At 44.0% G+C, this 12,356-nt stretch carries 14 protein-coding genes; 6 read left to right on the top strand and 8 right to left on the bottom strand.

Annotated features, from left to right (window positions below; genetic code table 11):
* Positions 1 to 99 precede the first annotated feature (99 nt).
* Positions 100 to 795 carry a tRNA (N6-threonylcarbamoyladenosine(37)-N6)-methyltransferase TrmO gene (tsaA, locus tag L3V33_RS10495; RefSeq protein ID WP_171308078.1) on the bottom strand — a complete coding sequence of 232 codons (696 nt, stop codon included), beginning with the start codon at positions 793 to 795 and terminating at the stop codon, positions 100 to 102.
* A 123-nt stretch (positions 796 to 918) separates the two neighbouring features.
* Here tsaA and L3V33_RS10490 point away from each other — a divergent pair, with 123 nt between their 5' ends.
* The 3 genes from L3V33_RS10490 (at position 919) to L3V33_RS10480 (ending at position 3,279) form a co-directional block, all read left to right on the top strand.
* Positions 919 to 1,179 carry a type B 50S ribosomal protein L31 gene (locus tag L3V33_RS10490; RefSeq protein WP_016800686.1) on the top strand — a complete coding sequence of 87 codons (261 nt, stop codon included), beginning with the start codon at positions 919 to 921 and terminating at the stop codon, positions 1,177 to 1,179.
* The gene (ykgO, locus tag L3V33_RS10485) at positions 1,179 to 1,304 is read left to right on the top strand and encodes a type B 50S ribosomal protein L36 (protein WP_010436457.1); all 126 of its coding nucleotides are present in this window, start codon (positions 1,179 to 1,181) and stop codon (positions 1,302 to 1,304) included. Before L3V33_RS10490 ends, ykgO begins: the two co-directional genes overlap by 1 nt.
* Positions 1,305 to 1,692: 388 nt before the next feature.
* Positions 1,693 to 3,279, top strand: a complete 1,587-nt coding sequence (locus L3V33_RS10480) for an AbgT family transporter (RefSeq protein WP_016800687.1) — start codon at positions 1,693 to 1,695, stop codon at positions 3,277 to 3,279.
* Positions 3,280 to 3,384: 105 nt separating this feature from the next.
* Here L3V33_RS10480 and L3V33_RS10475 read toward each other — a convergent pair whose 3' ends face one another.
* The 3 genes from L3V33_RS10475 to L3V33_RS10465 all read right to left on the bottom strand — a co-directional run bounded on the left by L3V33_RS10475 (position 3,385) and on the right by L3V33_RS10465 (position 5,076).
* Positions 3,385 to 4,140, bottom strand: coding sequence for a MipA/OmpV family protein (locus L3V33_RS10475; RefSeq protein WP_237290343.1), 756 nt, complete (start codon positions 4,138 to 4,140; stop codon positions 3,385 to 3,387).
* Positions 4,141 to 4,258: 118 nt separating this feature from the next.
* Complete coding sequence (locus L3V33_RS10470) at positions 4,259 to 4,702, bottom strand: YaiI/YqxD family protein (RefSeq protein ID WP_004734361.1); 444 nt, start codon at positions 4,700 to 4,702, stop codon at positions 4,259 to 4,261.
* Between the two features lie 89 nt (positions 4,703 to 4,791).
* Positions 4,792 to 5,076 carry a hypothetical protein gene (locus L3V33_RS10465; protein ID WP_016800689.1) on the bottom strand — a complete coding sequence of 95 codons (285 nt, stop codon included), beginning with the start codon at positions 5,074 to 5,076 and terminating at the stop codon, positions 4,792 to 4,794.
* Positions 5,077 to 5,843: 767 nt separating this feature from the next.
* Between L3V33_RS10465 and L3V33_RS10460 the strand changes: the two genes are divergently transcribed.
* Positions 5,844 to 6,362 (top strand): GNAT family N-acetyltransferase, encoded by a 519-nt coding sequence (locus L3V33_RS10460; RefSeq protein WP_054547594.1) that lies wholly within the window; start codon positions 5,844 to 5,846, stop codon positions 6,360 to 6,362.
* On the opposite strand, the gene L3V33_RS10455 is transcribed toward L3V33_RS10460, so the two are convergent.
* Positions 6,328 to 6,636, bottom strand: a complete 309-nt coding sequence (locus L3V33_RS10455; RefSeq protein WP_004734358.1) for a DUF3301 domain-containing protein — start codon at positions 6,634 to 6,636, stop codon at positions 6,328 to 6,330. The genes L3V33_RS10460 and L3V33_RS10455 overlap by 35 nt on opposite strands.
* Before the next feature lie 97 nt (positions 6,637 to 6,733).
* Positions 6,734 to 7,774 (bottom strand): DUF3549 family protein, encoded by a 1,041-nt coding sequence (locus L3V33_RS10450; RefSeq protein ID WP_146457442.1) that lies wholly within the window; start codon positions 7,772 to 7,774, stop codon positions 6,734 to 6,736.
* An 87-nt stretch (positions 7,775 to 7,861) separates the two neighbouring features.
* On the opposite strand from L3V33_RS10450, the gene L3V33_RS10445 reads away from it, so the two are divergent.
* Positions 7,862 to 8,176, top strand: a complete 315-nt coding sequence (locus tag L3V33_RS10445) for a YqcC family protein (RefSeq protein ID WP_054547595.1) — start codon at positions 7,862 to 7,864, stop codon at positions 8,174 to 8,176.
* Positions 8,176 to 8,925 (top strand): tRNA pseudouridine(65) synthase TruC, encoded by a 750-nt coding sequence (gene truC, locus L3V33_RS10440; RefSeq protein WP_029406022.1) that lies wholly within the window; start codon positions 8,176 to 8,178, stop codon positions 8,923 to 8,925. Before L3V33_RS10445 ends, truC begins: the two co-directional genes overlap by 1 nt.
* A gap of 125 nt (positions 8,926 to 9,050) precedes the next feature.
* On the opposite strand, the gene L3V33_RS10435 is transcribed toward truC, so the two are convergent.
* Together L3V33_RS10435 and glnD are read right to left on the bottom strand one after the other, a co-directional pair.
* Positions 9,051 to 9,434 carry a DUF3461 family protein gene (locus L3V33_RS10435; protein ID WP_004734354.1) on the bottom strand — a complete coding sequence of 128 codons (384 nt, stop codon included), beginning with the start codon at positions 9,432 to 9,434 and terminating at the stop codon, positions 9,051 to 9,053.
* Positions 9,435 to 9,652: 218 nt separating this feature from the next.
* Positions 9,653 to 12,274 carry a bifunctional uridylyltransferase/uridylyl-removing protein GlnD gene (gene glnD, locus L3V33_RS10430; RefSeq protein ID WP_065205032.1) on the bottom strand — a complete coding sequence of 874 codons (2,622 nt, stop codon included), beginning with the start codon at positions 12,272 to 12,274 and terminating at the stop codon, positions 9,653 to 9,655.
* Positions 12,275 to 12,356 lie beyond the last annotated feature (82 nt).

Raw genomic sequence — 12,356 nt, 5'->3', positions numbered from 1 at the left:
TATGGTATCCGTTTCATCATTGATAAAAGAAAACTTGCTGCAGTTAGTGACGACAGCAAATCTGATATAGCCGTATATAATATCAGCCTATTTGGGATCTCAAAAGCGTTCAATGTCGGTAACATTGATGAAAAGCGTTTCAACAACGAATTTCACGTTAAGATCGAACAAATTTACCGCATATTCTTTACTGTCTGGCTTGCCTTTCTTATAGGCGGGTCGTGGATCTTGGCCTAACACTTCTTTGATCACCTGAATGATATGGCGCGCCTGTGGGTGACCAGACAGCTTACTTTGGGCTTGCTGCGAGAAGCTCACATCTAACACTTCAGGTTCATCGGCGGCAAACCCTCCTAGTGCATCGGGAATCGAATCCGAGTAGGGGATATAAGGCTTGATGTCTATGATAGGTGTGCCGTCAACGAGATCAACACTGCCTAAGTCCAACCAAGTTTGTCCCTTTTCTTGAGATACCCCTTTGAGTTCAACTGCAGACATGCCTATTCCATTCGGTCTGAATGTGGCACGAGACGCGAAGACACCAATACGTTCATTCCCGCCAAGGCGAGGTGGTCTCACTGTTGGTTTCCAGCCTGCTTCAAGGTTCTTATCGAACAAAAACAACAACCACACATGGCTAAATTGCTCAATATCTCGCACAGACTCAAGGCAGTTTGCTGCGTCAACCAACTTGACTCTTGAGGTGGATGTTGGCACCAATCTAGGCTGCCTGGGTACCGCGAACTTCTCTTTATAGGGAGACTCTATAAAGCCAATAGGTTCAATGGAGTACATGAGTGGACGTTCTCTAATTACGATCTATGGCGGAAAAATATCATAAAATCGCTTGTTTTTCTTTTGATAATAATTATCATTTGATATGTTATAACGTATCAATTTAATATTTAGGGAAATACAATGAAACCGAATATCCACCCTGACTACCGCACAGTGGTGTTCCACGACACCAGTGTTGATGAGTACTTCTTGATTGGCTCAACGTTGAAAACAGAACGTACTATAGAATGGGAAGATGGCAATACTTACCCTTATTTCACGATTGAAGTGTCTGCAAAATCGCATCCTTTCTATACGGGTAAACAGAGAGTGCTACATAAAGAGGGACGTGTTGCTAACTTTACTCGTCGCTTTGGTCAATTAGGTAAGGGATCTAAATAATGAAAGTTGTTAAATCACTTAAAAGTGCGAAAAGCCGTCACCCTGATTGCCAGATAGTTAAGCGTAGAGGGCGTCACTATGTGATCTGTAAATCCAATCCAAGATTTAAAGCGGTTCAAAAATAACCGTCAATATGATGTGACACGTGTGTAAAAACGAGGGGAAAGTCAAACTTCATTCATTTGTCTGTTTTTCTTTTCCTTCGAGAGGAACCTTGCTGAATATTGAGTGCTTATTTAAAGTACGCTGTGCTTTGTTTTTAAATGAATCAATGAGTTATATCATCAGTTATATCTGTAGTGAATGTGTAGTTGTGAATTATAAATCTAGTTTTTGTATTTAATGTAGATTTATTTGCTAATTAATTGTTCAAATGGAGTTAAAAGTAGTCGTTTGTTACACATCTTGTAACATTTTGAATTTCTAATTGATAATTTTGTCGCGTACCCTTCGCTGGCAATTTGAACATCTTTGTCACAATTGCACAGGAATCACTACACAAGGAGGGAACAGATGAGTTCATCTGCTTCAATAAAAAACAACGCACCAAAGAAACCTATTTTCACTCGCTTTTTAGACAGCGTTGAATATTTGGGGAACCTTTTACCCCACCCAATCACTCTTTTTGCAATCTTCTGTGTCGCAATCCTAGTTTCTTCAGGTATTGCTGGTTACTTTGAAGTATCTGTAATGGACCCTCGTCCCGAAGGTGCTAGTGGTCGTGCTGCTGATGGTATGATCCACGTTGTAAGCCTGCTTAATGCAGAAGGCCTACAACTTATCGTTACAAATCTCGTTACAAATTTTGTTGGCTTTGCTCCTTTAGGCACCGTGCTTGTTGCCATGTTAGGTGTAGCCATTGCTGAACATTCTGGTCTTTTATCTGCTGCAATGCGCGGCATGGTAATGGGTGCCTCTCAGCGCATGGTGACAGTAACTGTCGTCTTTGCAGGTATTATTTCGAATACTGCATCTGAGCTTGGTTATGTAGTTCTTATCCCACTTGCAGCGATGCTTTTCCACTCTTTAGGTCGTCACCCTCTTGCAGGTTTAGCGGCTGCATTTGCTGGTGTCTCTGGTGGTTATTCTGCCAACCTACTTATCGGTACGGTTGATCCACTGCTTTCTGGTATCACAGAAACAGCGGCACAAATGCTTGATCCTTCTTACTCTGTTGGCCCTGAATCAAACTGGTACTTCATGTTTGTTTCGACCTTCTTTATCTCGATTGCCGGTGCATTTGTAACAGAGAAGATTGTTGAACCTAAGCTGGGTAAATACAACGACGAAGACGCGTCTGAAGACCTTTCAAATGACTCAATGGGTAAGCTCAATGATACTGAGAAGAAAGGCCTTAAGTTTGCGGGTGTTGCAGTATTAATCGTCAGTGCGCTTTTAGCTTGGACTGTTGTTCCTGCTGATGGTGTTCTACGTTCAGAGGCGGGCACGATTTCAGGCTCTCCATTCCTGAAAAGTATCGTCGCGTTTATCTTTGTATTCTTTGCTATTCCTGGTTTTGTTTACGGTAAAGTTACCGGTTCAATGAAGAATGACCGTGATGTGATCAATGCAATGGCGACGTCTATGTCTTCAATGGGCATGTACATTGTTCTTGTCTTCTTTGCTGCACAGTTTGTTGCTTTCTTTAAGTGGACGAACTTTGGTCAAGTCGTTGCTGTAGGTGGCGCTAGCTTCTTACAAGATATTGGCTTAACGGGTCCAATGTTGTTCTTCGCGTTTATCTTAATGTGTGGCTTCATTAACCTGATGATCGGTTCAGCGTCTGCACAGTGGGCAGTAACAGCACCAATCTTCGTTCCAATGCTAATGCTAGTAGGCTATGCACCAGAAACGATTCAAGCGGCTTACCGTATCGGTGATTCAACAACGAACATCATTACACCAATGATGAGCTATTTCGGTCTTATCCTTGCAGTAGCGACTCGTTACATGAAGAACCTAGGTATTGGTACACTGATTGCGACAATGCTACCTTACTCAATGGTATTCATGTTCGGTTGGAGTATCTTGTTCTACTTATGGGTGTTCGTATTCGGTCTACCAGTAGGTCCAGGTGCTGCAACTTTCTACACGCCTTAGTTAACAGTGATGGGCGAACATTTCGATTCGCTTATTAACTGAATAAAAGATGGTATACCCAAGAGCCTGCATTGATGCAGGCTCTTTTTGTATGAGCCAGTAAACTTACAATCCTGCAAACCGATAGGTGACGCCAAACTCCAATGACCAGCCCAAATCTCGTTGGATTAAAGTACTGTCGCTATCATGATGAATAAGGTCTGCTCTCGCGATACCAATCCAAGTTGGCGTAAACTCGTAGAGTCCGATGAATCCGGCTTGATAGACAAAGGTTGACCCAGAATCAAACTGACTCAATCCTGAGGAAGAAGATTCGGCGCTGGAAATACTGTAAAGATGATTTGAGAGCTTTTTGTCTCGATAGTCGATTTCTATGTAAGGCGTAATAGTAAATGGTTGCGTCCAGGTTTCTAATGTTCTGCCTAAGTGAAGCTGAACTTCGTAGCCGTCATGTTCTGAAGTCACATCGTGTAAGTAGGTGAGGCGTGCCCCTACCGTTCCTAAAGTTATCCCCAGTTCTCCATTACCATCTCTGTCTTGAATGCCGTTAGGTAGGTCTACAAAAGTGTTTGACACCTCTGCAAAGCGCCAGTTTCCAGATAACCCCACATAAGGTAGCAGTTGCCAATTGGCCAGGCTGCCATCGATGAAACCTTTTGGACCTGAATAGAATAGGTTGGGTGTCGCGCCAAATTGAGGGGCACTTTTAGTGGAGAAAACACTTTCACCATAGGTGATACTGCCTCCGATGATTCCGTATTCTTGATCAGCAAAGTGTTCATCGGCAAAGTCTTCATCAGCAAAAGAAAGTTGGGTGCTGCCAAAAACAATGGATAGTGAGAGGGCGATTCGACGAATCATAAGCAATACTCCGTTATTGTAATAAATATTAAGAACGGAGTATGTCGATTAAAATTTCATCGGGGCTGTATCGACTAAGTGACGATTTCTAAAGTTGTCGTCATTAGAAAGACTGCGGTTAGCGTTTAGCTAGTAGGCGATCGAGGTGGTTTGCGAACTCACGACGGTCGGTTTGAGAAAGAGTGCTTGGTCCGCCAGTTTGGATACCGCTTGAACGCATAGTATCCATAAAGTCACGAATGTTGAGACGCGCTTTAATGGTCTCTTTGGTGTAAAGCTCGCCGCGAGAGCTTAAAGCAAGCGCACCTTTGGTGATCACTTCATCAGCGAGAGGGATATCGGAGGTAATCACGAGATCGCCGGGTTCAGTGCGCTTTACTATTTCATCATCTGCAATATCAAATCCGCTTGGAACTTGAATTGAGTGAATGTTATTACGCTTGGGAACGGGAACCAAATGGTTCGCGACAAAGGTACATTCCACCCCTGTGCGTTCAGCTGCGCGTACGATTGTTTCTCGGATAACCTTAGGACAAGCGTCCGCATCAACCCATATCTTCATAGTGTTCTATTTCTCTGTTAGCTTATTTATCGGTCAACTTATTGCTCAGTTGCCTTATTGGCCAGTTAGCTTATTGTTCAGTTAACTTATTACTCAGTTAATTTGGCTTCAAGCGTGGCAACACGAGCGGTAAGTTCAAGGATTTGCTTTTCCAGTTGGCTAACACGATCAAGTGTCGGCTCTTCTTGTGTCGCGACTTCCACTTTAGGGACGCGATTGGCGCTTTTCCAGCTTTTGATAGTCATGATTAAAGCTGGCATCGGAACGGATGTGCTCATACGAGCTTTAACTAAAGCAACTGTCGGCTCTTTCCCTTGTGCTTGCAGTCCTTCAAGCACTGATTTCAACTCTTCAGACACATCTTTTGTCAGCATGTTGACCTCCATTTTTAGTCTTTGGTCATTTTACTCGCTCCGGTGAATGATAGCGAATCATAAAACCGCCCATAGCTTGTGAGAGATCTCTTACAAAGGCTGTGAGATAACACGAATACATCACTAGAGAGATTTAAGTGCATATGGTTAAGCTGCTGAATTTTAATTGTTTTATATAATTAACAACTTTATTGAATTGAAAGTGTGATGCAAATCTATTGTCCAAAATCCTAAATCGCGTAAATTAAACCTTGTCGGAAGGATTCTGACACGGAACAGGAAAGCACCAAGGATTTGGTTATCTTCAGGATGAAGATTTGGTTACTTAGGATTGAGTAGTCAAGCATGGAGCGTAAGGACATTGTAGGGATACAGCCAGTTAACAGGAAGTTAGCTGCAACGGAATGACAATGGACACCTTTAGGATTTAAAGGGTTGGATTAGCATCAGGACGATGTAAAGGACACCGCTCACGGAACAAGTGATGTGCGCTAACTAGGATTGTTAGCTTTCAGGATGATTGGACACCGCTAGGACGGCGAAGTAAAGGAAAGAGCTGAAGGATTACAGCCACTATTATGGATGATGCATGGAGCATTTATTAGTAGCCGGACTGCTGCGAGTAAGACCCTAGCCCTGACACTTCGGTGTCGGGGCTTTTCTTTATCTGAGGCTTTTCTCTATCTAGGGCTCTTTTTAATTCAGGAGCTTTTATCTAAGAGCGCGACATCTGCTTTTCTGCTAATAGTCAACACAAGGAGTGTTTTATGACGATAGCAACCTCAAGAACGCTGTTGGTACCTTATACCGAACAGCTACAACACGACTTTATCAAGTTGAATTGCTGCCCCATTAATCGTGCTGAAATGAATGGGCCGCACTCTATTGCCTCTGCGAAGCTCTTATTTCAAGAGATACTGCAAGACAACGCCGGCTTCTGCCGCGCGATTATCCATAACCAAACCCGTGAATATCTTGGACATGTCTTTGTTTCATCAGAAGAGGGTCAGCATGAGCTTGGCTTTATTTTGGATAAAGAATTTTGGAATCAAGGTCTTGCTAGCGAAGTGCTAAAACCTTTCTTCAGTTTGGTGTGTTTTGAAGAGCACCTAACGAATGTTGTTGCGACCGTTAATGTCGGTCATAACCCATCGATTAAGTTACTCGAAAAGTTAGGCTTTGCATTTAAAGAGACCAAACAAGATCAGTTTGGCCCTTATCATGAATATCGTTATACCGAGTTTTGCGACGTTACATTCTATGAGGCTGTAGCTCAAACCGCATAGAGCGGAAGCCGACCATCGTCAGTTTTCCTTGGTACAGGTCATCACCTAATGCCGAAAACTCAAATTGGTACACAGTATGCCAGCGCCAAATGGTGGTTAGCTCATGGCGCATCTTAAATTTATGACCACTGAAGGCAACGCTTAATAGCTGCAAGTCTAGCTCTTTACATTTTCTCGCAATGGCAGTTTTCGCAAGCTCTGATTGCCTGCGCTGCTGCCAAAAGAAAAAGCAAAAGAAGCACAGCATCAAAATAGCCAATAAGTTATCTATCATTTAATCCATACTTCCTTTTATCTCTATTCCAATTGTCATTACAGCGTATTTCAACGAGCTATAGAGCAAGCCCGCTCTTGAATTAGTCGTCAGTCCGTTATTGAGACTTAGCCGCTTGTTGTAACTCAATCAATGCGTTGGCGAGATCAGGTGATGGGTTCGAATTCAACAAGGGTAAAAATACCATTCTTAGTGTCGGAATCATCACTAAATCTGCAAATAACTGATTGAACAGGTTTTGATTGCCCGTTTGTGCGAGACGCAGCAAGAATTGCTCAGCAATAGCAGGGTCTTGTAGTGCGTGCCAACTGCGACCAGCTAAACCAATCAACACTTCTTGGTGGCTCAAGCGTGGACTAGCGAGAACTTGGTTAATGATGTTATTCGCGATCCCTTGTTCTGCACCGGAAAGGGCACGAACCAAAGCTGAAAGTAAGAACAAATCAGGCTCTTTACTAGCGATCTCATTCTCTGCAAGCTCTTGTAAGCGTTGCGCGAGTTTGTCATTGATTTGTGTGTGCTCAAGCGCACCTAACGTCGCGTATAGCGGTTCTGATGGCAGCTTATTGATGGCTTTGCGAATAGAGACACCGTTTTGTTGGCTGCCTAAACGCGCACACATATCAGTGATGCCTTGTAGTCCAACCGTTTTCCAGTTATCCCAACCAAGCTCACCCGTGAAGTAATGCTGAGCGTGCTCGTAATATTGGCTCGTCGCAAGGTCTAAACCTGCTCTTACTTGACTATGGAATACGGCCATTTTGTCTTCAGAAGGTTTGAAAGTATAAGGGTTGTTTGACAGCTTTTGTTGTTGCTCTTCGCTGATATCGCCGTTCAAACGCGTACCCATTGCTTCGATAACAAACTTAAGAAAATTACCCACATCGCCTTGATGTAATAGGCCTCTTTCGTCTAGTTTGAATTTTAGAAACCAGATCCAAGGTTGCTTGTGTTCGTTCCAGTAGCTAATCGCTAAGTGAGCTTGTTTTTGAAGTGGAAACGGGTATGGCTGTTTCCCCTGCTCAACATCAGAGAATAGGGTGTTGTCGATCTTCTGGATACGACGACCGAGGTCGTAGATATCGTATTGGCAACCGCTATTCTTTAGCAACTGAGTGAGCGTGTGAATCGTTTCCATAGTAATAAAGCTCCTAACTTTCTTTCCTAAATAGATGGTACTCTATGCCCCAATTTCAAGGTCACTAGATAAATAACTTGGTGAAAAATGACAGCTGCCACAAAGTTACCTCTTTTACTTCAACAATTAGAACAACAAATGCGCCAATGTTCCCTATGGAGCGATGTTTCGCCTTCGGATAAAGCTCTGGCGAGCGTTGAGCCTTTTGCGATTGACTCGCTACAGCCAGAAGAGTGGTTACAGTGGATCTTTATCGTAAAGATCAACGCAATGATGAATGCCCAAATGAGCCTACCGAAAGGCTTTGCGATTCATCCTTATTTTGGTGAAGTATGGAAAAATGAGGCAGACAAAGCTGAACTGCTAGTGACGATTCAGAGCATTGATGAGGTATGTGCGTAATGTTAGAGATCATTTATCAAGATGAGTACTTTGTCGCGGTGAATAAGCCTGCGGGCATGCTGGTGCACCGCTCGTGGTTGGATAAACATGAGACACAATTTGTGATGCAAACACTGCGAGATCAAATTGGTCAGCACGTATTTCCACTGCATCGCTTAGACAGACCTACATCGGGTGTGTTGGTGTTTGCGTTGTCGAGCGAGGTTGCTTCACAGGTGATGCCGATGTTCGCTAACCATGAGATGCAAAAAACCTATCATGCGATTGTTCGTGGTTGGATAGAAGAGGGCGACACGCTCGATTATGCACTCAAAGTTGAGCTGGATAAGATCGCAGACAAGTTTGCAAAAGAAGATAAAGAACCACAAGAAGCTGTCACCGTTTACGAGCCGTTAGCGAAAGTCGAAGTGCCGTATTCAACAGGTCGTTTTCCTACCAGTCGTTATTGCTTAGTTGAGATGATGCCGAAGACAGGACGTAAACATCAGCTGCGTCGTCACATGGCTCATCTAAGACATCCAATCGTTGGTGATACTTCACATGGTGATGGTAAGCACAACCGACTGTTCCGCGATGATTTAGATTCGCACCGTTTGTTGTTGCACGCTTCTGAGTTGCGTTTCATTCATCCTTTTACAAAGAAAGAATTAGTAATGAAGGCCAGCCTAGATGAAACGTGGTTAAGGTTGTTTGAAACCTTTGAGTGGGATACCAGCTTGGTGAATGCTGAAGCACGGTCGTCTAAGTAAAGACCAGGCGTCTAGTAAACATAGAAAATAGAATAAAAATAAAGGGCTGATAGTGATATCAGCCCTTTTTGTGTCTATGCAATCTTTGCGGTAAAACTAATGTTAGTTAGTCGCTCATCGCAGGATCATTTTAGCTTTTCTAGATCGGCTTCGATCTCTGCGATCTTACTTGATACAACCTTCTCTAAGTGGCGTAAGTCGGTAAGGATCTTCTGCTTCACATCGACCTCAGCGGTTGGCGTAGGTTTGGTGATCTTGTTGAGTTCATCAATCACAAGAGTGAGGTTGCGGTTAATCTCTGTCACTTCTTTGTATTGATTATTGCCGCCGCTAACAAGCACACTTTTTACTTGTCGTGGGTACTTAAACTTAACGCTTTTCGCGAACAGTTCACCTTTTTGCTTACGAAAGTAAATCTTCAGGATATCTTTATGAGCTTCTTGGCGAAGGGAGTAACGTTCAATCTGTTTAGGTTCGTGGATACCTAAGCCAGTGAGGTTTGGATACATAAGCGACCTCTAGGTTATGAATGTAATACTTTTATGTAATTGACTTGATCAATGTAGCAGCCTAACGACGAGCTAGATAGTTGATATCTGTGAATTGATTGTAAGTTGTGGGCAAGATCGCTCTCTATCTTTGCCCACACTTATTTGGCTATTAAAGCTGTTCCTAGAGCTAAACTTGTTTCCTAGTCATAACTTACTTCTAGCACTAAATTAGCTTTCTAAGGTGCGAGTTCTGAAACATGCTCAGTTAACCTTTCTCTTAGTGCTTGTTCCTGTTCTTCAGATAGTCTTCCTCCCGCGTCGCTGGTCAGAATAAACAAATCTTCAGCTCTCTCACCTATGGTGGTGATTTTAGCACCGTGCAAGTTGATGTCTAATTCAGCAAAGGTTGCACCGACTTGAGCCAACAACCCCGGCGTATCAAGAGCTCTTAACTCCATCAAGGTGCGTTTCTTACTTTTGGTTGGTAGGAACTCAACTAAGGTTTTTACCTTGAAATGCTGCAAGTTACGTGGCGTACGACGAGTCTTAATCTTAGTTGGGCGGCCATCAGCCAGAACATGAGTTAGATGCTTTGCGACGGCTTTGTGTCTTGCTTCATCAATCGCTTCACCGTGCTGATCCAGTACGATAAAGGTATCCAAAACGTGGCCATCTTTACTGACCATGACTTGTGCGTCGTGAACGTTAAAGTTGCGTCTATCGAGCTCGGCAACCACAGTCGCAAAAAGTGCAGCTTGGTCTTTACAGTAAACGAATACCTCTGTGCCGCCACGTGTCGCTTTTTGGCTGATAAGCACTAAAGGTTGACTCGGATCTTCTAAGCGAAGTAAGTGTTCACAGTGCCATGCGATTTGAGTGTGTGTATGACGCAAGAAATAGTCAGCTTTGAAACGCTGCCACAACACCTCAATCTCACGAGCCGTGAAGCCTTCTTTACGCAGCAGTGCAGATGCCATTTGCTGGTTATGACGAATACGGTCTCTGACATCGACTGGGTTTTCTAAGCCACGACGTAGTGCTCTCTGCGTAGAGTGGAATAGCTCGGCTAACAGGGTGCGTTTCCAGCTGTTCCACAACTCAGGGTTAGTCGCGCAGATATCAGCGACGGTTAAGCACACCAGTAGCTCTAATGATTCTTCGTCGCGAACTTTCTTGGCGAACTCTGTGATTACGTCTGGATCGTAGATATCACGGCGTTGAGCGGTCACTGACATTAACAGGTGGTTTTGTACTAACCACGCGACTTGTTTGGCTTCTGGTTTTGATAGCCCGTGCTCAATACAGAAAGAGTAAGCTTCAACAGCGCCAATTTCTGAGTGGTCTCCGCCGCGGCCTTTACCGATGTCGTGGAAGATAGCCGCCAGAATCAACAGCTCTTTCTTTTGAACTCGCGGATACACTTCACAACAGATAGGGTGTTTATCGTGGTTCTCGATTTGGCCAAAACGGTTGATGTGTTTGAGTAGGCGAATACTGTGTTCATCCACGGTGTAAACGTGAAATAGATCAAACTGCATTTGACCAACAATTTGGCTCCACTGTGGCAAATAGGCCGATAGCACGCCCAATTTGTGCATCAAACTAAAGGCTTTGTGCAGTGCATTTGGGTGGCGAACCAAATCCATGAACTTGTCACGAGCTTCAGGAATGGTATGCAAGAAGCGATTCAATCGGCGACGTGCAGTTCGCAGTTGGCGCAATGTTGGTGGGCTTACCCCTTCGATAGAAGAGTCATTCGCGATATGGATAAACATATCGAGAATCGTTTCTGGTCTTGCTTGGAATAGAGCCGGCTTACGCGCTTCGATTAATGAACCTCGACGTTGGAAGTCGTTGTCGAGAATCTCGGCTTCCTGTGTTTGACCGCCATTGATGATCGCTTGATCGAACAGCTTAAGCAGCATCTTATTGAGTTCGGCTACGCGACGAAGTGTTCGATAGAACTCTTTCATCATCATCTCGACGCCACGGTTGCCTTCACCACTGTAACCCAGATGTTCCGCTACCTGAGCTTGATGGGCAAACGTGAGACGGTTGTCGTAACGGCGCAGTTCAATGTGCAGTGCAAAGCGAACACGCCATAAGAAATCTTGGCACTCGACCAACTCACGATATTCAGCATCGGTTAGAAAGCCGTATTTGCTCATCTCCAATAAAGACGTTGCACCAAAATGTCGACGCGCAACCCAGCTCAGGGTGTGGATGTCTCTGAGCCCTCCCGGAGTCGATTTGATGTCCGGTTCTAGATTATAGGTGGTGTCGTGGTAGCGAGCATGACGCTCTCTCTGTTCTTGAATCTTAGCCTTGTAGAAGGTCTCACTTGGCCAAAATGAATCAGAATGAATCTTTAGCTTAAGTTCTTGAAAGGTGTCTTCGCTGCCACACAGTAAGCGTGACTCTTGCAGGTTAGTGGCAACGGTTAAATCATCGGTGCCGATATCAAGACACTCTGCAATGGTACGCACCGCGTGGCCGACTTCGAGTTTCAAGTCCCAGAGTAGGGTAATGAATTGACTGACTTTTTCACCCAGTGCGGGTGGCAGTGTTTTTTGCGAGACGATGAGGATATCAATATCAGACAAAGGGTGTAGTTCACCACGGCCATAGCCTCCCACCGCAACAAGTGAAATATGAGGCAGTTTGTTGAATCCAAAATGCTCCCATAAACGATTGAGAAGCAAATCCATGTATTCGGAACGAAGCAGCACCAAATCGGTGACTGGATGATGATTCAGAAATTCATTTTTTTGATACTGCGTGAAGATTTCGAGCTGATTTTTTATTTCGCAGATTTCAATTTGTTCGTCATTGAACGTAAGGGGACATTGATAAGGCATAGTCTGCTATCCGTGCAAGCAAATGAGAATAGTAAACAATTTAACAGAAGCTGGTGGAAAATCGAAATTGAGGGGATAAAAA

The organism is Vibrio sp. A2-1 (assembly GCF_021728355.1).
GTDB classification, from domain to species: domain Bacteria; phylum Pseudomonadota; class Gammaproteobacteria; order Enterobacterales; family Vibrionaceae; genus Vibrio; species Vibrio splendidus_K.
Note: the sequence above shows the minus strand (reverse complement) of the source record. Positions and strands in the feature narration are given on the sequence as shown.

Excerpts from the sequence above, each read along its gene's own strand:
- glnD (WP_065205032.1), bottom strand. The coding sequence starts at position 12,274 with ATGCCTTATCAATGTCCCCTTACGTTCAATGACGAACAAATTGAAATC.
- tsaA (WP_171308078.1), bottom strand. The coding sequence starts at position 795 with ATGTACTCCATTGAACCTATTGGCTTTATAGAGTCTCCCTATAAAGAG.
- L3V33_RS10435 (WP_004734354.1), bottom strand. The coding sequence starts at position 9,434 with ATGTATCCAAACCTCACTGGCTTAGGTATCCACGAACCTAAACAGATT.
- L3V33_RS10445 (WP_054547595.1), top strand. The coding sequence starts at position 7,862 with ATGACAGCTGCCACAAAGTTACCTCTTTTACTTCAACAATTAGAACAA.
- L3V33_RS10490 (WP_016800686.1), top strand. The coding sequence starts at position 919 with ATGAAACCGAATATCCACCCTGACTACCGCACAGTGGTGTTCCACGAC.
- L3V33_RS10455 (WP_004734358.1), bottom strand. The coding sequence starts at position 6,636 with ATGATAGATAACTTATTGGCTATTTTGATGCTGTGCTTCTTTTGCTTT.
- L3V33_RS10480 (WP_016800687.1), top strand. The coding sequence starts at position 1,693 with ATGAGTTCATCTGCTTCAATAAAAAACAACGCACCAAAGAAACCTATT.
- truC (WP_029406022.1), top strand. The coding sequence starts at position 8,176 with ATGTTAGAGATCATTTATCAAGATGAGTACTTTGTCGCGGTGAATAAG.
- L3V33_RS10460 (WP_054547594.1), top strand. The coding sequence starts at position 5,844 with ATGACGATAGCAACCTCAAGAACGCTGTTGGTACCTTATACCGAACAG.
- L3V33_RS10470 (WP_004734361.1), bottom strand. The coding sequence starts at position 4,702 with ATGAAGATATGGGTTGATGCGGACGCTTGTCCTAAGGTTATCCGAGAA.
- L3V33_RS10450 (WP_146457442.1), bottom strand. The coding sequence starts at position 7,774 with ATGGAAACGATTCACACGCTCACTCAGTTGCTAAAGAATAGCGGTTGC.
- ykgO (WP_010436457.1), top strand. The coding sequence starts at position 1,179 with ATGAAAGTTGTTAAATCACTTAAAAGTGCGAAAAGCCGTCACCCTGAT.
- L3V33_RS10465 (WP_016800689.1), bottom strand. The coding sequence starts at position 5,076 with ATGCTGACAAAAGATGTGTCTGAAGAGTTGAAATCAGTGCTTGAAGGA.
- L3V33_RS10475 (WP_237290343.1), bottom strand. The coding sequence starts at position 4,140 with ATGATTCGTCGAATCGCCCTCTCACTATCCATTGTTTTTGGCAGCACC.